The organism is Nocardia heshunensis (genome assembly GCF_054782115.1).
On sequence record NZ_BAAGTC010000020.1, the window covers coordinates 409,946 to 429,329 of the forward strand.

17 protein-coding genes are annotated in these 19,384 nt (G+C 62.1%); 9 read left to right on the plus strand and 8 right to left on the minus strand.

Annotated elements, in window-relative coordinates:
- Positions 1-5 precede the first annotated feature (5 nt).
- Positions 6-3,452 (plus strand): phosphotransferase, encoded by a 3,447-nt coding sequence (locus tag ACYVN4_RS38185; protein WP_460727879.1) that lies wholly within the window; start codon positions 6-8, stop codon positions 3,450-3,452.
- On the opposite strand, the gene ACYVN4_RS38190 is transcribed toward ACYVN4_RS38185, so the two are convergent.
- Both ACYVN4_RS38190 and ACYVN4_RS38195 read right to left on the minus strand, forming a co-directional pair.
- Positions 3,449-3,655, minus strand: a complete 207-nt coding sequence (locus ACYVN4_RS38190; protein WP_460727881.1) for a DUF397 domain-containing protein — start codon at positions 3,653-3,655, stop codon at positions 3,449-3,451. The two genes, ACYVN4_RS38185 and ACYVN4_RS38190, sit on opposite strands and share 4 nt — an antisense overlap.
- Entirely contained in the window at positions 3,652-4,551 is a 900-nt protein-coding gene (locus ACYVN4_RS38195; protein ID WP_460727883.1) for a helix-turn-helix domain-containing protein, read from the minus strand. The genes ACYVN4_RS38190 and ACYVN4_RS38195 overlap by 4 nt, the downstream gene beginning before the upstream one ends.
- A 440-nt stretch (positions 4,552-4,991) precedes the next feature.
- Here ACYVN4_RS38195 and ACYVN4_RS38200 point away from each other — a divergent pair, with 440 nt between their 5' ends.
- Positions 4,992-5,219: a hypothetical protein gene (locus tag ACYVN4_RS38200; RefSeq protein WP_460727885.1), complete on the plus strand. Its 228-nt coding sequence runs from the start codon at positions 4,992-4,994 to the stop codon at positions 5,217-5,219.
- Positions 5,220-5,765: 546 nt separating this feature from the next.
- On the opposite strand, the gene ACYVN4_RS38205 is transcribed toward ACYVN4_RS38200, so the two are convergent.
- From ACYVN4_RS38205 to ACYVN4_RS38215, 3 genes are all read right to left on the minus strand, one after another.
- Positions 5,766-6,200 carry a hypothetical protein gene (locus tag ACYVN4_RS38205; RefSeq protein ID WP_460727887.1) on the minus strand — a complete coding sequence of 145 codons (435 nt, stop codon included), beginning with the start codon at positions 6,198-6,200 and terminating at the stop codon, positions 5,766-5,768.
- Between the two features lie 250 nt (positions 6,201-6,450).
- A complete protein-coding gene (locus ACYVN4_RS38210) occupies positions 6,451-7,173 on the minus strand; it encodes a hypothetical protein (RefSeq protein ID WP_460727889.1) in 723 nt (240 codons plus the stop codon).
- Entirely contained in the window at positions 7,149-7,583 is a 435-nt protein-coding gene (locus ACYVN4_RS38215; protein ID WP_460727890.1) for a DUF4236 domain-containing protein, read from the minus strand. Before ACYVN4_RS38215 ends, ACYVN4_RS38210 begins: the two co-directional genes overlap by 25 nt.
- Before the next feature lie 312 nt (positions 7,584-7,895).
- Here ACYVN4_RS38215 and hsdR point away from each other — a divergent pair, with 312 nt between their 5' ends.
- From hsdR to ACYVN4_RS38250, 7 genes are all read left to right on the plus strand, one after another.
- On the plus strand, positions 7,896-10,343 hold the full coding sequence (gene hsdR / locus ACYVN4_RS38220; protein ID WP_460727892.1) for an EcoAI/FtnUII family type I restriction enzme subunit R: 2,448 nt from the start codon (positions 7,896-7,898) through the stop codon (positions 10,341-10,343).
- Between the two features lie 94 nt (positions 10,344-10,437).
- A complete protein-coding gene (locus ACYVN4_RS38225) occupies positions 10,438-10,731 on the plus strand; it encodes a transposase (protein WP_460727894.1) in 294 nt (97 codons plus the stop codon).
- Entirely contained in the window at positions 10,635-11,618 is a 984-nt protein-coding gene (locus tag ACYVN4_RS38230) for an IS3 family transposase (protein ID WP_460727896.1), read from the plus strand. The genes ACYVN4_RS38225 and ACYVN4_RS38230 overlap by 97 nt, the downstream gene beginning before the upstream one ends.
- Before the next feature lie 102 nt (positions 11,619-11,720).
- A complete protein-coding gene (locus ACYVN4_RS38235; RefSeq protein WP_460727898.1) occupies positions 11,721-12,320 on the plus strand; it encodes a type IV toxin-antitoxin system AbiEi family antitoxin domain-containing protein in 600 nt (199 codons plus the stop codon).
- A gap of 35 nt (positions 12,321-12,355) precedes the next feature.
- Entirely contained in the window at positions 12,356-12,685 is a 330-nt protein-coding gene (locus ACYVN4_RS38240; RefSeq protein WP_460727954.1) for a hypothetical protein, read from the plus strand.
- A gap of 44 nt (positions 12,686-12,729) precedes the next feature.
- Positions 12,730-14,244 carry a class I SAM-dependent DNA methyltransferase gene (locus ACYVN4_RS38245; protein ID WP_460727900.1) on the plus strand — a complete coding sequence of 505 codons (1,515 nt, stop codon included), beginning with the start codon at positions 12,730-12,732 and terminating at the stop codon, positions 14,242-14,244.
- Positions 14,231-15,361, plus strand: a complete 1,131-nt coding sequence (locus ACYVN4_RS38250; RefSeq protein WP_460727902.1) for a restriction endonuclease subunit S — start codon at positions 14,231-14,233, stop codon at positions 15,359-15,361. The genes ACYVN4_RS38245 and ACYVN4_RS38250 overlap by 14 nt, the downstream gene beginning before the upstream one ends.
- A gap of 10 nt (positions 15,362-15,371) precedes the next feature.
- Here ACYVN4_RS38250 and ACYVN4_RS38255 read toward each other — a convergent pair whose 3' ends face one another.
- The 3 genes from ACYVN4_RS38255 to ACYVN4_RS38265 form a co-directional block, all read right to left on the minus strand.
- The gene (locus tag ACYVN4_RS38255) at positions 15,372-16,049 is read right to left on the minus strand and encodes a JAB domain-containing protein (RefSeq protein WP_460727904.1); all 678 of its coding nucleotides are present in this window, start codon (positions 16,047-16,049) and stop codon (positions 15,372-15,374) included.
- A 19-nt stretch (positions 16,050-16,068) separates the two neighbouring features.
- Complete coding sequence (locus tag ACYVN4_RS38260; protein WP_460727906.1) at positions 16,069-17,790, minus strand: GmrSD restriction endonuclease domain-containing protein; 1,722 nt, start codon at positions 17,788-17,790, stop codon at positions 16,069-16,071.
- 1,152 nt (positions 17,791-18,942) lie between these two features.
- The gene (locus ACYVN4_RS38265; protein WP_460727908.1) at positions 18,943-19,212 is read right to left on the minus strand and encodes an SUKH-3 domain-containing protein; all 270 of its coding nucleotides are present in this window, start codon (positions 19,210-19,212) and stop codon (positions 18,943-18,945) included.
- Positions 19,213-19,384: the final 172 nt, after the last annotated feature.

Genomic DNA, 19,384 nt, shown 5'->3' on the forward strand with positions numbered 1-19,384 from the left:
GCCTTATGGCGCTGATCGCACGCTATCGGCCGGGCGCGATCGACCGGCCGTTTATCAACCGGGACAACGCGATTGCCCAGTTCGATCAGTTGCTGGCCAACGCCTCGGACACGCCGAAAGTCCTCCTACTCACCGGAGTCGGTGGGATCGGCAAGTCACGGCTGTTGGCCGAGCTCCGTGCACGGGCCGCCGCCGAACACCCTTCCGCGATGGTCGATTTCCAGGTGCCCAGCCATCGCCAGTCGATCGAAGCGCTGGCAGTGCTGCGGTCGCAGTTCGGTTCCCGGAAGATCAAGTTCCACCGATTCGACATCGCCTATGCGGTGTTGTGGCAGCGGCTGCACCCACACCTGCGAGTCAGCTTCGAGTCGCTGGCCTTCGCAGAGAACAGCGAGGTGCTCACCGAGATCCTCAACGATGCGACGGGTATCCCGGTCTTCGGCACCGCGGCTCGTCTACTGGAAATCGGGACACGAAAAGCAAAGCGGTCGTACCGCATTCGCCACGATCAGGTTCTTCAGGAGCTGGACAAGCTCACGCTGAGCCAGCTGGAAGCCGCCGTTTCATACCTCTTCACGGCAGATCTCGCCGAGGACACCTCCGAGCGCCCGCCCTATGTCGCGTTCTTCGATGCGTATGAGGCGTTGGTCGGCGGAATCGACCGGATCGGCCGGGCCGCAGTGTCGGACGGATGGCTCCGCGACATCGTGGCGCAGCTGGACAAGGGACTGGTCGTGATCGCCAGCCGGGAACCACTCGGCTGGGAGCGGCATGATCGCGAATGGACCGACCGCATCGAAACCGTGGCGATCAACGACCTGACGATGCCCGATCGACACCGTCTCCTCGAAGCCTCCGGTGTGCAGGATCTGGATGAGAGGGAGTCGATCGCTACCGCGAGTGCGGGCGTCCCCTTCTACCTACATCTCGCGATCGACGCACGGGCTTATGTCGGCACCTCCCCCGATTTGGTCTCACCCGGAGCGATCCTGGAGCGATTCCTCCAGCACGTCGGGCCAGACGAGATTCGGACACTCGAGCTGCTGGGTCTCCCCCGAGTCTTCGACTTCGAGATCTTCACTCGCGTGGCAACGGCTTTCGGCCTCCCGGCCCACCTTCCAGCCTGGAAGTCGTTGATCAGCTACTCGTTCGTCCACCCGGCCGAGCAGGACCGCGCCGAAGGCCGCTTCCAGCTGCATCAGCTCATGGTGACGGCGTTGCGGCAACGCCTGGACAACGAGGTAGCCGTTACGCTTCACGATGTGCTGCACAGCCTCTGGCGGGACCGCGCGAACTCGGGATCCGACCGCGCCGCCGCGCTGCGCGAGGCCTGCTACCACGGGTTGCGCGCCGGGACGCTGACGGCCGTCGTGCTACTCGACTACGTGGACCGCATCGCAGCGGTCGGCGGTAAGCACGGTATCGACGCAGTGCGCGTCGACTTGAACGAGTTCCTGGCCGCCGACGGCGCCAACCGACCGGACACTCCCGAACTGCGTGAACTGACACGATATTTGGCGGCTGAAGGAGCGATCCTTCTCGGCGATGCCAAGCAAGCCGACGAAATCACCGCGACGATCACCACGGACCGAACCGGACCAATCGCCGAACGCTTGGCTCTCGCCGCGGCCAACGCCCGCCGCATCCTCGGTCGCACCGACGACGCGCTAGCCATGTACACCGCATTGTGGGCGAACGGAGCCGGTCGCGTTCGGCTCGACGCGGGCTTGTGGGCCGCCGATCTGCACATGTGCCAGGGACGCTTCGCGCAGGCCGTCGAACTGTGCGACCGGCTCAGCGACCTCGCGGGCGCCGACGATCACGAATTCCTCGGCGACATAGCCAGATTGCGGCACCTCACCTACCGGATGGCCTTCGACACCGACACGGCCGCACGGTATCTCGCCGACGCCGACACCCAGTACACCGAAGCCGGAAGCGTTGTCGGGCAAGCGAACATCGCAACCAACCGAGCCGAGCTACTCGCCCTGACCAACCCCGCCGAGGCCATCGCCGCCGCAGCCACAGCCATCACGATCCAGCGCGAACTCGGCGCACTCCACGAACTCGGCAAGGCCCACACCGCACTCGGCATCGCCCACCTGGCGCTCGGCGAACTCGACGCAGCCGAACGCGCCTTCGCCGACGCCTGCGAAACCCTCGACCGCGCCGGCTATCGCTCCGGACGGGCCCGCGCGGAACTGTTCCGATCCGGCGTCCACGCCCGCCGCGGCCAGCGAGCCGAAGCCGTGGCGGGAGCCCGCTGGGCTGTCGCCGAACTCGAAGCCGCCAACGTCTACCCGGCCCTCGTCCTCCTCGCCCGCGCCGTGCTGGCCTTGTTCGGATGGTCCGACCCCGCAGTCTCCCTCGCCGCCGCCCGAGCACTCACCCGAATCCAGGCCCCAACCCCGGATCTCGACCTCGACCGCGCGGCCCAGCACATCTTCGCCAAGGTCCTGGGCATCGACCCCGACGCCTACTACCGCGAAGCCATCTCCCGAACCGACTCCGCCGCAGGCTATTACAACCACAACATCCGCGTCGAAACATCCTCCGGTCCGGTCAACGTCCGAATCCCTGTAGACGGCGCAGACGTGATGGACCTCCGCCTGTGGCCAGAAGTCCAAGTCCTCCGCACCGTCGAACCTTTCGTCTCCGCCGCACCCCGAGTCCGCTGGGAATCCACGAATCCGGCGTACCAACTCCAAGACCACATCGACGGCGACCTGCTCGACCACATCGCACCCCGCGGTCAGGCCGTACCCGCCTGCGTCCCCCGAGATGTCGCCAAACTGTTCGCAGAACTCCGCACGATCCCCCGCGAACTACTGCCCGCCGCCCCACGCCCGCTCTCCGACGACCCCTTCACCTTCGCGAACCAACTCTCCGACGTGACGCGCAGGGTCTTCCGAGAGAACCACAACGACTTCGGCGTGCTCTATCGCCAGCTGGGCGTGCCCGAGGATCCCTTCGCAACCATCGAAACAGGCTGGCACACACTAGAACCCCGCCCATTCCGCCTGGTGCACGCCGACGTCCACCGCAAGAACATGATCATCCGAAACGGTCGCGAAGTCGTATTCCTTGACTGGGAACTCGCCCTGTACGGCGACCCCGTCTATGACGTGGCCACCCACCTCCACAAAATGGGCTACCAGCCAGACGAACACGCAACCTTCCTCAGCCAGTGGGCAACCGCCGAGCCCGACGCATCCATCGGCCACTGGGAAGCCGACCTTCAGACCTACCTGAACCATGAGCGAATCAAGTCCGTCATCGTCGACTCGGTCCGCTACGCCAAGGTGCTACGAGAGGCAAGTCGGTCCCCATCCCAAGAAGCCGCCCTGGTCAGAAACCTGATCGGCAAACTCCGCTTGGCTCATGAAGTTTGGGGCCAGGCCCGCGACTTCGATCCAGCCTTCGTCGATTCGGTGCTGCGATCCGGCACCTAGGGTCGATCGAAACGGCCAGCCTTGACCGCACTCGTGAACCGGTCCCATGTCGACCCGTCGAAACACAAGATCGGGCTGGACTCCCCCAACTTAGAGTCTCGTACCGCCACTTGCCCGGAACGTAGATGCGCGGCCTCGACGCATGCTTCGCCTCCTTGGCTCCAGCTGCTCTTGAACCAAAGTGCGCCGAACAGATCACTCACGCTTCATACTCCTTCGCAACCACCCGCATCAGGTGCTTACTATCCGCCTCACTCAACGCTACGCGGCCGATCTTGAAATAGGCGTCCTGATAACGAGAGACGTCGGCTTCGCTGTCGAAGTACAACCGCGTCCCATAGGACTCCACATAGATGGTGGTGGGCTCCACCGGTTCACCAGTCATGGAATCGCTCGGGAACTCCAGCATCACAAATGGTCCGACGTGGCCGCCCACCGGGAACCCAACGCCGAACGGGATCACCCGTACTCGGACGTTCGGCGGCGTGTCGACCAGCCGGCGCAGCTGCGCCGCCATGATCCTGCGTGAGCCCGCAACCCGCCTCAGCACAGCCTCATCCAGCAGCAGATCAACCTCAACAGGCGACAGCCGTCGAGTGATCGCGGCCTGTCGCTGCATCCGAACCTGCACGCGCTGTTCAAGTTCCGCAACGCTGTCCGAGCCGAAGAACACCCTGTCCAACGCACGGGCGTAATCGACAGTCTGGACGATCCCTGGAACCGTGTCGGGCTGGTACATGGTGATCCGTTCTGCCGCGGCTTCCAGAGACATGTACGTCTCGAAATCGGCCGGAATCAGATCCTCATACCTGGTCCACCAGTACGACTCATCCGCTGGCCGAGTCCGCCGATCCGCCTGCAGTGCAAGCGCCTTCATCTGCTGCGTCTGCTCCTTCCCGACCCCGTAGAGCTTGCACAACGCCTCAATATCAAGCTGCCGAATCCGCGGATTCTCCCCCTTCTCCAACCGCTGCAACGTTCCAGCGCCCCGCTCGATCAACCTCGCCGCGTCAGCTAGCGAAAGCCCCACCGCCTGCCGCAACTCCCGCAGCTGCCTCCCCAGCTGCCGCCGAGGAATCGTCGTCGGATTCTTGCTCATCAGCATCGCTCCAAAATTTTTGGATGGCAGACACGCCAAACATGGGTGACAGCTCGCTGAACTACGGATCCATTGTGCGTGCCCGATGGAACCCGGACTGGGCGAACGGACGAATTCCTTTGGCTCATCCAAATTTCACCACGCACCCAAGCTCTGCGGCCTCTACTGGCAGACATCGGAGGCCAGTACCGATCACCAATGATCCGCACTCACTTTGGGAGGCTCGTAATGCCTTGGGACGCATGGGCACTGCTGTCCATCATCGCCCTCTGCACCACCGTCATCCTCTGGTCCTGCTGGGGCTTCTACTCGGACAGCCACCCGAAAACCCCTACCTCCCTCCGCCTCTCACTCACCGGAGGCGGCCACCTCGATATCCCCCGCCCGAGCGGCACCTCACCGGGAAGACATCGACCCCAGCCACCGAAGGCGACGGCACAATGACCCCCGCCGAGGTGGCCGTCCTGGCCGCCCTCCACCCCGACAAAACACTCACCGCAGCCAAGATCCAACAGTCATCCACCCTGACCACCTGGCGAACCCGAAACGCCCTCGCCCACCTCGAATCCCGAGGCCTGATCATCCCAACCCACCCCCGCGGCCGCTGGCGGATCAGCACCCGCGGCCGCATCACGCTCGTCATGAAGGGAAAGAGATTCGCGTCGTAGCCAGAAGTTAGAACTTCCTATATCCACTCAGGTGCACCGCGACTCAAACCCGAACCGCTGTTGTTGATTCGGGTCTCTCCGGCGTTCACGACTGATCACGAACAGCCTATAGGGCTGCTCTCCCTGCGGGTGTGCCACCAGGCAGGGCATAGCTTGTTCGCGGATGAAAGTTTCGGGAAACTTCGGGAAGGGTCGTACCGTCCATCGCTGCGCGCCGAGAGGTTGGAATCCGTATCGCCGCTCCTTCGCACTCGGGCCACTGGCTTCGCGTGTCGCAGGTTCGCGCCTTCGGCGGGGCTCCACACAGGTGGGAACCTGTACCGACCAGCATCTTCTCGTCGGTCGACTGGTCATCGATGCCGATTTCCTGTTGTAGCGGTGGGCGGATTTCCGTTAAAACCGCGATTGATCGACGGCGCTGCCTACATCGGGTGGCTGGCGGTATCAGACGCACTGACACCGCCTGTCGGCCCTCTCCGGAAGCCCGCTGCCGCGGAACCAGTGCTGCTAGTCAATATCGGCCGACCGGTCGGATGCACTGATATTTCAGAACGGAGCGTTCAAGTCGAAGTGGGCTTCCGGGCGCGGGGTTTCACCGAGAGCCACAGCCAGGATGGTGCGGCTGGCGTAGAGGTGGGACAGACCGAGGCGGTCGATGACATCGGCGACCTGCTCGCCGGTCCACACCACCGGATCCGCAGCGCTTCGGTGCAGGTAATAGCGGAAGACGTCAAAGTCTTCGACGATGATGTCGATCATGTTCGGGGTGTGAGGCGCGCGCAGCGAAGGCACGTCCTGATGGGGCCGCAGCATCACCATCGCCAGGCTGTGGACGAAGCATTGGCGGCCGGTCTGGCCGATGATCCAGTTCTTCACCGCAAGTGCATTGGTGCGGGCCTGGGCCGGGCTCCAGCTGATCCACTCGACGAACCGCACTTCGGCCGTCGACAACTCCGTGCCATCGTTGATCATCAGCAGCACCGCAGCCTCCCCGACATCTCGCCATCGCGCCGCCCACCGTCAGGCAAACAACCCCGCAGGATTCGACAGTATCCCGCCAAGTCTGTTCTGCGGGTTCGGGATTCACAACGCGGCACACTCGGTCACCTCGGCGGGCACAGTGGACCCATGTCGCGGCACTGCATATTCCACGGCCTGCTCCGTGTTTCCCGGCCGGGCATGAGGTGTCTCGGTGTTCGCCTCGCCAGAGTGAGATAACGGTCAGACCGTGTCAGGTGGGGCGTGCAGCAAGAACGGCGGCCAGCCACTCGGCTACCTCGGGGCGAGAGCATTTGATCACCCAGTTCAGTCCGGTGGTGGTGCTGAGGGTCAGGTGGCCGTAGTCCATGACCGGGAGTTGGCGATTGTCTCGGTAGCGGCGGTCGGGACCGCCCCGGACGTTGACGATTTGCCAGGTGGTATCGACCTGTGTGCCGTCGTGGGGCGGGCGCTCGGGCTCGATGACCCACTCGCGGGTGCAGTGCACACGCAGGTGGCTGTAGGCGGTGTCGCTCCAGTGGTCGTGGTGGCGAATCAGTATTCGATCGGGCAGGAACAGCAGTGCCTGACGGTCGTGGGCGATCGTCGGCACCGCGATGTTGGTGGTGAGTATCCGTGGGGCCCTCAGGCTGCGCGCCAACGGTTTACGTCCGATGGTGGCCTCGGCTCCACCGCTGACTTTGTATCTGTAGGTGCCGGCAACCGTCGTGGTCGTCTCCACACGCCACGCCCCACCCAGGTCGATCACGGCACGATAGCCGTCGACGAGTGTTGAGAACCATTGGGCGACTGGGCCGTCCACCTCATAGAACGCCGCGGCCGTTGAGCGCTTGCGATCCCACCACCACACCAACACAACAGCAGGTACACCTGCGACCAGCGCGACGATCGTGGGCCACGACGCGGTCGACACAATGGCAAGACCGGCCATCACCGCGACGATGATCGCCGCCAACGGCCACAGGGCCTGATGCCGACTCGCGGCTCGTAACTGATCGACCAGATCTCCCGGTCCTGTCGGCGCAAGGTGTAGGGGGCGACACCGGTCCAATCGGTGAACTGGCCAGCGTGGAAATCAGGATCTCTTACGGAGGGATCCGCCGATGCGGCAGAGCGTGGACGTGTAGTCAGTACATGTCGGTAGTACACACCGTTCGTGCCGACATGCACGTACGTTCCGCGCGGCCCGCTTCCGAACCGGAGCCCGCGCACGCCGATACTGCCACCGACCCCAGATCGGGAAAAGTTTACTCGAAAGGGACCCGCGTTCATGGACTTACGCAGATAGAACCCCACGACCACCCCTCCTGCCGACTCTCCCGAACACGCTCTCCACCAACGGAATCCGAAACCCAACCTTGACACAGAACGTCGACGCCGGACACCTGACCGCAGAAGGCGGTCGGTTCGCCAACGGCGTGGCCCGCCGAAATATCCGCTTCGGAGCAGAGTTGTACCGATAGATACTGGACGCCCGGTGGGGTTCGACGCGAGCGGTGAGCAACTGCCGCCCTCACTGTTGGCTGGATGGCCCGAGGCCCGGCCCCGTAGCGTTACTCAGGGGTAGTCCTGACAAGGCAGCAATTCATCTGGCTGCTGGCGGTTAGTGTTGAGCCACATACCATTACAAGACTTCGTAGACGTACTACTGTCTTTATGGTGGCAGCTGAGTGGGGAATGAAGGAAGACGAGACGTGCAAGGCGCTGGTGATACCGGCCCTCAAGAAGTCCGGGTGGACCAGTGATCAGATTCGTCCACAGGCCCGGATCAACGATGGGCGGCTCACCGCCACGCCGAAGCGGCACATTTACGGCGACCCTCTGATTGCGGACTATGTGCTGGAGTACGCGCCGGACGTTCCGATCGGAGTTGTCGAGGCCAAGCGCTACCGTGTCGATGTCAACGACGGTGTGGAGCAGGCCCGTCGGTACGCCGCGAAGCTCGGGCTGTCCTTCGCCTACGCCACCAACGGCCGACAGATCGTGGAGATCGACTACAGCGGTGCTGCTCCTACGATCCGTGAGATCGACCGTTTCCCTGGACCCGAGGAGTTGTGGAGCCGCTATCTCGCCGACCAGAAGGCGGACACCAGTATCGGGCGTGAACTTCTAGCCGCCCCGTACGACCACACGCTGCGAAATTCGGATAATACCGTCAAACGGCCCCGCTACTACCAGCGCGTCGCGGTAGCTCGCACCCTCGCGGCCATCGCCGCAGAGCAGAAGAGAATCCTGCTTGTGCTAGCCACCGGTACCGGCAAGACTATGGTGGCGCTTCAGATTGTCGCCAAGCTCTATAAGTCCCAGTGGATCGCGGGCCGCAAGCCCAGAGTTCTGTACCTGTCGGACCGTTCGATGCTCGTCGATGATCCCAAGGACAAATACTTCCTCCCCGTCTTCGGCAAGGATGATGTCCACAAGATCAGCGGTGAGCCCGTGCGGGGACGGAAGATCTACTTCGCCCTCTACCAGGCGCTGGAACAGGGTGATGAGGAAGAACTTTTTCGTCGCTATGAGCCTGACTACTTCGACTTGATCATCGTCGACGAGTGTCATCGAGGTAGTGCCCGGGACGATTCCCAGTGGCGTCGTGTGCTGGAGCACTTCTCTCCTGCGACGCAGATCGGGCTGACTGCAACTCCGATCAGCAGAAAGGATGCCGACACAGTCGACTACTTCGGAGAGCCGGTTTACACCTACTCGCTGGCAGACGGCATCGAGGACGGCTTTCTGGCCCCGTACCGGGTGCGCAGGGTTCGGTTCAACGTGGACATGGAGGGTTATCAGACCGAGCCAGGCCAGCGGGACATGTACGGCAATGAGATCCCGGAAGACATCTACGGCCCGAAGGACTTCGAACGGGTCATGGTGATCCTGGAACGCACGGAGGCGGCGGCGCAGTACGTCATCGACTACCTACGCTCCACCGCGGAAGACGGCAGACACGGCAAGACCATTGTCTTCTGCGAGAACAATAACCACGCCGCACGGATGCGCACGGCCCTCTTCAACGTGGCCTCGGCCGAAGTGCAGGCGCACCACGACTATGTCGTGCGGATCACGGATGCCGATGGCCCCCACGGCAAGGCTCTGCTGGATGACTTCCGCAAGGACGACTCCGATGAACCGGTCATAGCCGTGACGTCGAAGCTGCTCAATACCGGCATCGACCTGCCGGCCGTACGCAACATCGTGCTGTTCCGGCGTATAGGTTCGATGCCCGAGTTCAAACAGACCATCGGTCGCGGCACCCGTCTGTGTCCGGAGATCGGGAAGGGTTCCTTCGACATTATCGACTTTGTCGAGGCTACCCGGCTTTTCAACGACCGCAGGTTCGACGGTCCCCCGCTTCGCGTCGTACGCGATACCGCGGACGAGCAGGGGCATCTACTCGGAAGCACGCCGGAAAGCCCCGAGGGCGACGAGATCGATTCGGAGAACGTGGCTGAGCCCGAGGCCGCTTACGACCAGACGGATGGCGGTCGTTTCGATGAGCAGCCTGCAGAAAGCAGGGTGGTCGCCCCCGATGAGGTGGATCGCATCCGGTCTCGCGGCAGGCGATATGTGGTCAACGGCGTACATGTCTACAAGTGGGGCGAGCGGCGTTACCAGCTCGACACAGACGGCCGGACGATGAAACTGGTAACCGTCCAGCAGTGGGTACACGACCGCGTACTCGAACTCGACCTGGCACCGGACAAGCTCCGCTCCCAGTGGGCCGTTGCCAGGAGCCGACGAGAGCTCATGGACCTCCTGCATGCAGCCGATATCGAAACCGAGGAACTGCCAGAGGAATTCAGCAGCCCTGATGTCGATCCGATCGACCTGCTCCTCAACGTCGCCTGGGGGCTGCCGCTGGTCAGCCGGGAGGAACGGCTGTACCGGTTCCTGCACGAGCACAAGGACTTCCTGAAGTCCTTCCAGCCTCGAGCCCGGAAGGTATTGGAGGAGATGCTGCTGAAGTTCGCCGAACACGGATCGCCCCAGCTCAAACCGGAAACCCTCGAGGTTCGCCCTTTCACGGAGATGGGATCGGTGGTCGAGCTGATGAACTATTTCGGCGGCGCCGAGGCTCTGCACGAAGCCATTGATGAGCTGAGCAAGCGACTCCTGGAGGCTTCGTAACTAAGTTTGAACTTTAGTTTTACGCATCCTGAGGTGCCTGAAGTTCTTCGGACAGTGTCCCAATCTAGGATTGGGTGACTGAACGGAGTGGCTTGTGGCGCATCGGAAATCGCGGAAGTTCAGCCCGGAGTTCCGGGAGTCCGCAGCCCGGGAAGTGCTGGAAAAGGGTCGGTCGTTCGGCGATGTGGCGCGTGATTGCGGGGTGACCGAGCAGACGATCCGGAACTGGGTTCATGCGTTGCGAGTCGAGAGCGGTGCGGCCGAGTCGGATTTGTCGGCCGATGAACGGTCGTGGTTGCGGGCGTTGGAGGAGGAGAACCGGAAGCTGCGGGAGGAGAACGAGTTTCTGGGAAAATCGGTGGCCTTCTTCGCGAAGAAGTACCTGTAGCGGCGAAATACGCGTTCATCACCTCCGAAGAAGGCCACCACTCGATCCTCGACATGTGCCACTGGGCCGCGGTGTCACGGTCGGGCTATTACGCCTGGCGCAACCGGACACCCTCGGCCACTGACCGCCATCGTGAAAGGTTGAGGACCGAAGTCCGGTCTTGTTTCACTCATTATTCCGACGGCACCTACGGGTATCGACGCGTGCACGCCGCTCTGGCCCGCCGCAAGGTACTCGCCGACCCGGACACGGTCCGCAAAATCATGCACGAGCTGGGGTTGGTGGCATGCCAGCCGCGCCCGTTCCGGGCTCCACCACCGTTCGCCGCCGACCAGCTCGACCGGCCGGATCTCCTCCGGCGCGATTTCACCGCCGCCGCGCCGGCGGTCAAACTCGTCGGCGACATCACCTACATCCACACCCACCAGGGCTGGCCATATCTGGCCACCGTGCTCGACTACTTCTCCAAGAAAGTGGTGGTCGGCTATGCCATGGCCGACCACATGCAGGCCGAACTTGTTGTCGACGCCTTGACCATGGCGGCACGTAACCTCCCGATCCGCGTCGGGGAAACCATCTTCCACAGCGACTGCGGTACTCAATACCTATCGAGCGAATTCACCAGGGCCGTCAGGAAACTCGGCATCCGACATTCCGTGGGCCGCACCGGAACTTGCTTCGACAACGCCTGGGCCGAATCATTCAACGCCACCCTGAAGAACGAACGTGTCCACCGCACCCGATACCGGACCCGCGAACACGCCCGACACGACATCACTGCCTATATCGAACTGCGGTACAACCAGATCCGACTCCATTCCGCCATTGCCTACCACACACCGAACGAAGTAGAGTCCGCCTGGTTCGAACGGAACAGAACAGCCTGAGAAATCAAACCCTCACTGTCCGAGAACATTCCGGCCCATCAATCCTTGATGTATGCAAACTAAAGGGGAGTTTTAGGTATCCGACCCTGATACGCTGAGAAAGTGCTGAGGGACCGTACAGACACCAGGACTGCCCTCTGGCAGACCGCCAGTGGGCAACGTGGCTACTTCTCAGCAGCTCAGGCACTTGAGGCCGGATACTCATATCAAGCCCAGCGGTACCATGCACAGCGCGGCAATTGGACGGTCATAGACCGTGCTATCTACCGTTTCCGCGAGTTCACCGCCCTACCCGGCAGCGAGGACGACCACCTGGTCCGCTGGTTCTTGTGGGGCAAGGGGCGCGCGATCGTGTCCCACACCACCGCGCTGTCTGTTCATGAACTGGGGACGGCCAAGCCGTCACAAATCCACCTAACTGTCCCTCCCGGCTTTCGTCAGAAGGACGCCGCCGCGATTCTGCACCGGGCTGAACTCACCCAGGAAGAGATCGAGGATCAGGACGGCTACCGAGTTACCACGCCAGCCCGTGCCATCATCGAGTGCGCGGCCGCGCAGATGGACCAGGAGCTAGTCGATTTCGCCGTAGCCGAGGCCTTGGAGCGTGGGCTGGCAACCCGGCGAGGCCTCCTGCACGCGACCCAGAGGCTGGGCACGCGAGCGGAACTCGGTGTCGAGCGGGCGCTTCGGGCGGCGTTGTGACCAATCACTATCGGAACGGCACGGCACCCAAGGCCGTGGACCGCCGCCAACACATCGCCGAGAAGCTGCACTCCTTCAACCGCGACGACGGTGACCGGCCCTCCACCAGAGTCACGGAACTGATGGACCTAGTATTACTTATCGAAAGCGGCCTGGCCCCAGACACATCCGTAGTGGATGCCGCGCGGCGTGTCTTCGCCGTGCGGGTGACACACAAGATGCTGACTATGCTCCCGAACGACCGCCGAGCTGGGGCAGATCTACGCAGAATTGGCCAAGGGCCTCACCGAGACTCGCCCTCGACTCGACGCCGAGTTCGGTCTGGTGCGCGAATTCTGGAGTGCGGCAAGCGAATTCTGGTGTGAGGCATTCGAAAATAGCGAAATCGAACAGAACTAGAAAGGCTGAGATGGCGTCCCCCAAGAAGAAGGCGGCAGTGGCCACCACGTCACGGGCACGGCTCGCGTCCGTTATCAAGTCGGCGCGTGACACCATGCGTAAGGACGCTGGCCTAAACGGTGACCTTGACCGCCTCCCGCAGCTCTCCTGGCTACTGTTTCTCAAGGCATTCGACCAGCGTGTCGATCGGGTGGGGCCGCTGCTCGACCCCGGGTATCGTCCAGCTATCGAAGAGCCGTACCGGTGGCAGGATTGGGCTGCGAAGCCGGACTTCAGTGGTAACGAGCTGAAAACCTTCGTTAACGACAAACTAATCCCTCATCTCGCTGGGCTGAAGGGAGCCGATGGCGACGCGGAGGACCCGCGGAACGTGCTGTCGACCATCTTCAACGACGTCACCAACCGCATGCAGTCGGGAACCCTTCTTCGGGATCTGGTGAACCTGGTGGACGAGATCCACTTCGACTCCTCGGACGACATCCACACGATGGCGTTCCTGTACGAGTCGATTCTCAAGGAGATGCGAGACGCAGCCGGCGACTCCGGCGAGTTCTACACCCCTCGCCCCGTCAACCGCTTCATGGTGCAGCAGTCCTTCCTCAAGCTTGGGGAGTCGATCCTCGACCCGGCCTGCGGTACCGGCGGCTTTCTGGTTCAGGCGTACGAGGACCTGGTCCAACAGGTGGCGACCGACACCCAGCGCAGGCGCTTGCACAGTGACATCCGCGGCGTCGAGAAGAAATCCCTCCCATACCTGCTGGCCAGTATGAACCTGCTGCTGCACGGCATCGGTGCGCCGCGGTTGGTCCGAGAGAACGCCTTGTTGCAGATGCGGGATGCTACGGCGGCGGATCGGGTGGACGTGGTACTGACGAATCCACCGTTCGGTGGCGAGGAAGAGCGGTCGGTGGTCGACAAGTTCCCAAAGGGCTTCCAGACCCAGGAGACATCTTGGCTCTTCTTGCACGCCATTCTCGACCAGCTGAAGAAGGGCGGGCGCTGTGCGATTGTCCTGCCGAACGGCAGCCTCTTCGCCAGCGGCGAGAACAGCATCGGGGCTAGGATCAAGCAGAAGCTGATGAAGGAGTGCAATCTGCACACCATTGTCCGCCTGGGACCGGGTGTCTTTGCGCCGTACACGGATATTCCGTCGAACCTGCTGTTCTTTGATAAGGGGCAGCCGACGGAGGAGGTCTGGTTCTACGAGATCCCGCTGCCGGATGGCCGTCGTGGGTATACCAAGACGAAGCCGATGCGGGTCGAGGAGTTCGATCCGTGTGTGGAGTGGTGGGGCGGTGCGAGGCGCGACGGCCGCGTAGCGGGCGGCAATGCATGGAGCGTATCAGCAGGCGAGATCGAAAAAGCAGGGTTCAATCTCGACATCGCCAACCCGGATGCTGGAGAGGATCTGACTCACCAATCTCCGGAGGAGCTTATCAACGAACTCATCAAGACAGAGCGCGAGATTCTGGGGCTTCTTGAGGAGCTGCGCGACGAGGCGGGGGTCAGCTGTGGAGGCGAGTGAGACTCAGCTTGGTGACGTCCTGACGCTGGAGCGCATCCCCGTCGACATTGTTCTCGATGCTGAATACAGGCAGATCGGTATCAAGTCTTTCGGCAAGGGGATATTTCATCGTGATCCATGTTCGGGTTTTGACCTGAGCAAGCTCAAATATTTCGAGGTCCATCCTGGTCGGCTTATAGTCAGCAATATCATGGCTTGGGAGGGGGCTATTGGAATATCGACGGAACGGGAGGAGGGGCTTGTCGGATCGGCTAGGTTTCTAAGCTATCGCCCTACCGGTGACGTCGATATTCGATATTTGAACTACTATTTCCAAACCTCGGACGGAATCTCATTGATACGTTCGGCTTCGACGGGTACTGTCGCCCGTAACCAGACTCTGTCGCCGAAGAACTTCGAGAAGTCCACGGTGCCCCTTCCCGGACTGGACGAGCAGCGCCGCGTTGCCGACAAGCTCGATGCTGCAATGTCTCGAATCGCTCGGTTCACTACCTTGCGGGAGCATTCCGAGCGGGTCGTCAATCAGCACAGGGACTCACTCCTCCGACCAATTAATGACAGGGCTCCCCTTTCGGTGGCTCTTTGTCAGAGTTATGACTTCGTCGAAGTGGAATCGGAATCACAATATGCAATTACCGGGATTTTCAGCTTTGGACGCGGGCTGATAAAACGTCCCGCCATACTTGGCAGTGATACTTCCTATGCATCGCTCACGCGTCTACATGCAGGTCAGGCGGTTATAAGTAAACTCGGCGCCTGGGAAGGTGCTCTTGCCGTTGTCAATGATGCGTTCGACAAAACCTATGTGTCGCCTGAGTATCCCACCTTTGATATCAACAGTGCGAATGCGGACCCCTCCTACATCGAGCACCTCTTCTCTTGGCCGAGCCTTTGGTCGTCCCTAACGACACGCGGTTCCATGGCTAGGCGCAAACGAACTACACCTGCGACGTTTCTTGCCACCGAGGTTCCGTTTCCTGCTCTTCCGGAGCAGCGTCGTATCGCGCGGCAGCTATCCACGGTTCGGCGGACAATCGCGGCTGGAGCGGAGCAGAGTGCACAAGTGACTGCACTTCGCTCGGCTCTTCTCAACGCTGCGTTCTCCGGGCAGCTGTAGCCCTGGATCCTTAGCTAGAGGTGGTCGGTTTAACCCGCCGCCACTCCTGGTCCGTAACCACCACATGGTCCAGGAACCGCAGCCCGACCGCTTCCGCTCCCGCCGCTAAACGGGACGTCGAACAGCGGTCGGGCTCACTAGGCTCTACATTGCCTGTGGGGTGGTTGTGAACCACACCGAAAGCAGTGCCCCCTGTAGCCAGGGCTAGAGCGAGAACCTCACGTACAGGAAGAAGCGAGCGGTCGATTGCACCCTCTGTCAGCGTCGCCTTTCGCAGTACCGCGCCAGCGCTATCACATACGACGACCACGACTCGCTCGTGCCTGAGGCCCGCCAGCAGTGGTGCCGCGACCTCGGCCAAATCAGCACTACAGCGGATATATTGCCGACCCCGGACCTCAGCCGGTGCAGCCCGGCGCGCCAGATGGAAGGCAGCCGCGACTCGCGCCGCCTTCGCCGGCCCCATGCCCGGCAGTCCTGCCATCAGCTCGTGTGCTGGGGTTCGGGAAAGCTCGTGCAACCCGCCGTGGCGAATGAGCAACTGCCCTGCCAACTCAACCGCGTCGCGACCTCCCGTACCTGAGCCGATCAGTAGGGCAAGGAGTTCACGGTCGGAGAGCGCTTCCGCACCTCGATCTAGCAGCCGCTCCCGGGGCCGGTCAGCAATCGGTATGTCCGCCATCCGCATTTTGCACCCCACCTCATTGTCAGTCTGCAGAATCGCGGTCGATCGGTTCGTCCAGGAGAGAGCTGGAGTCTGCTTCGTCCGCCAGCACCTCGTCGTCAGGCAGCGACTGCGCCGTACCCCTCGCGGCAGAAGTCGCCGGTCCCGCTGCTGCTCCGATCAACTGCATCAATCGCTGATGCAATGTCTCCGACCTAACGCGCAGAAATGTGTCGTAGTCGTCCCGCAGCGCCGCCTGGTAGGCGTCTTCCTCGACCAGGCAGGTGCGTAACCGCTCACGAAGCGGTCCCTCGCCTTCGAGGACGGCCAGATCCCGCAGATACTGTGAGGGCGGCCGGTCGGTCACCCAGATGTTGCTATGGGAGGTCAGCATGACCAGATTGCCGCAGACGTTCGCGTCGACGCCGCTCACCCCGCGTGACCGCAGAAATGCCCTGGGAAAGAAGTGGTGGAACTCCTTGTCGTTCTGCCACGACAAGGCCCTGCCCACGTCGATCCGTTGCCCGGTAAGCAGGTCCAGCGGGTCTTCGTACGCAAGGAGAAGAGCAAGAAGCTTGCTCGGCGCGTTCCGTTTGGAAAAAGCGCTCCGCCGCCACAAAGCGCTCCGCGGCAGCGCCGCCCCCGTCTCGAATTCTTGGGCCTCGCCTTTGGCGAAGGACGTGATCGCCTGCAAGTCGGGCCCCATCTGGGTCTCGCTCCAGCCCTTGAAGTACTCGCCACTTGCGGTCAGCCAGAACCAACGGCGCAGTGCGTCGTACTGCCCGGACGAAGGCTTCGGTAGCTGTCGGAATACTTCGACGAGCACCGCGAACTGATTGTAGTAGGGAAGTGCGTCGGCCTTCGGCGTATGGATCTGGGTGCTGAGGAAGTCCACCGCCCGCTCGGCCGCCTTCGCTGCGTCAGCGACAGCCTCCCTCAACCGGTCCTTATCGAGTTCTCTCAGACGGTTGATGTCCTTGGTGGAGAACCCGAATCCGGCGGCGACCGCGATCGTGCGCAGCATGGTCTTGGTATCGACGCGGCCGTAGTGCTTAGCGTCGAGTACCTGGAGAAGCGATTCGATCTCCTCCTTCAGGTCGAAGTCGGGGCTCCACGTGCCAGCCCGCGCCACGTCGACGATGTTCATCGTCGTGCCCGTGCTGTTGATTCGTACGAAGACTTCCGCCGACTCCTCCGCCGACATGTGGTCCAACGTCACTACCGGCACCAGGTAATTGGTGAACTGTTCATACAACTCTGTCGCACGTTCGCGCAGCTCGGGTGACAACTCGGCCACCCGCCCGAGAAGGGATCCCGCCGAGCTCACCTCTCGCATAGGGAGGATATGCGGTCCGGTCGGGCTCTCCGGGACGCGCTGATAGAAGAGCTCCTTGTCCAGGTCATAGGCAATGTCCCAGAAGCCGGTACCGCCGTGCAGTGCGCCAATGATGCTAGCGAGCCGCTGCTGGCCATCGAGGATGTATTTGACCGGACGACCGGGCCGCGGCGGGTCGACCTTCAAGCCAGCGACGGTTTCTTCGCTGGCGAGCTGCTCGGTCGTATCCCAAAGCAGCAAGCTGCCGATGGGGTAGTTGCGCAGGACCGAATCTAGCAGGTGGAGGACCTGGTTCGGTCCCCAGACAAATGCCCGCTGGTACTTCGGCAACACGATCTCACCGGTCAGTACGCGGTCTGCGAGTCGCGAGACCGGCACGATCGTCGGTTCTGGGCTGGCGGACTGCCGCCTGCGGCCTGTTGCACTCACTGAGCACGCCCCCGTATGTGGTGATCCTTGAAATTGCTTGCCATGAATCCTAGGGAGCAGCACCGACAGGTCGGGGAACTCAAGCCGAAACCATCGCGATCGGTCCAGGAACCGGGCCGCGCCATCGAGGTCCGGCAGCCCCAAAAGCATCGACGCCGCATCAACACCCTAAAGCCCAGCCACTGCCTGACCGCCGGAAACGGTTGGTAGAAAGTGATTCTGACCTACGCCACTCCGCCGACTACCTCAACCAGATCCGGCCCACTACGGTCTCATGCGAGGCCGCAGTCACACCCGAAACCAGCCCCCGAAGCTTCGCCTCAGTGTCAACTGTCAAGCGGGAGGAACTCGGGCCTTCCCGCTGATACAGCACCGCCGGTTCGATATTGCTAGGATCCGAACTGCATGGCTGGGGAGTTGAGGAAGCCTGTTCACAGCGTCTCCCGTGCAAACATGGCATCGAAGGGCACGTCGACCCTTCAGGGAACAACGGGAACCAGAGTCCTCAGCCTTTGACCGATCACGTTACGTGTGGACGCCGACCCACTTGCTCAGGTCGCGGACTTCGATCTGCCTGCCCGTCGGCGGCATTCAACCGATCGCAAGCGACCTGTTGTGCCGGATCGTCTTGGACCCAGTCTGTTCCTACCGTACCAACGTCAGCCAGTGCCGCGGTGTCCACATCACGCTGTATGCAAGCACGGGCGATGTCAATGAGGTGCATACCGCTGTCGGCACGCCATAGACACAATGTTGTCGGCATCTATGAAGCAGGCCGCCCCCAGCGCCTCTCCAGTCCAGGCTGGCACAATTCCACGCCGAAAGTTGTTGCGGGCATTGCCATCACGGGCTGGGATAAGCGTGTCCGGACGTGCCAAGCCGCCCTGCGGCGTTGCCGGATCCAGTGACCACGGCGTCCTCCTTCCGCGGAGGATCGTATGACATCCGATCAGCAAACCTGGAGGGAGTGGAAACTCTGCGCCACGGGGGTACAGCGGATGTAGAGGAGGAGGAGGTCGGGGGTGCGGTGGCGGCGGATTAGTAGGTCGAGGGCTTGAGGCCAGGTGGGGGCCAGGTGATGGAGGGCGAGGATGCCATCGGAGACTACGCGGCCGTCTTCCAGGATCAGAAGGAACGTTGTGCCGCTGGCGTTTACGGCGAGGGGGGCATTCGGCGGCCCAGGGCGGATTCAAAGTCGGCGTAGCGGTCGTACATGCCGTTGGCTACGTCGAGGGGGTCGAAGAAGAGGGAATCCACAGGCCAGAGGGCAGTGGTCAGGTTCGGGGGTTGGATTGTCAGGCAGCCGAAGGACTTCAGGATGGCCGCGGCTGGACGGGAGACGTGGAAGCCTTCGGATTCGAGTCGGTCGGTCCAGTCGGTGATGTCGATTCTGCGGCCGGGGGGCCAACCTGCTGCGGTCAAGGTTTGGGAGGTAATGGGATTCGGCCAGAAGAAGCGCACAGTGGAGATTCGAGGCCGAATGGTGTTGGGCGCGTATCGATTTGATCTAGGTATCCAACACAGTCCCGTGAAACGCAGAAACCCCCTGACCGTGGTCAGGGGGTTTCGCGAATGATGTTCCGGCGGTGTCCTA

Excerpts from the sequence above, each read along its gene's own strand:
- ACYVN4_RS38200 (WP_460727885.1), top strand. The coding sequence starts at position 4,992 with ATGACCCCCGCCGAGGTGGCCGTCCTGGCCGCCCTCCACCCCGACAAA.
- ACYVN4_RS38245 (WP_460727900.1), top strand. The coding sequence starts at position 12,730 with ATGGCGTCCCCCAAGAAGAAGGCGGCAGTGGCCACCACGTCACGGGCA.
- ACYVN4_RS38195 (WP_460727883.1), bottom strand. The coding sequence starts at position 4,551 with ATGAGCAAGAATCCGACGACGATTCCTCGGCGGCAGCTGGGGAGGCAG.
- hsdR (WP_460727892.1), top strand. The coding sequence starts at position 7,896 with ATGAAGGAAGACGAGACGTGCAAGGCGCTGGTGATACCGGCCCTCAAG.
- ACYVN4_RS38185 (WP_460727879.1), top strand. The coding sequence starts at position 6 with ATGGCGCTGATCGCACGCTATCGGCCGGGCGCGATCGACCGGCCGTTT.
- ACYVN4_RS38255 (WP_460727904.1), bottom strand. The coding sequence starts at position 16,049 with ATGCGGATGGCGGACATACCGATTGCTGACCGGCCCCGGGAGCGGCTG.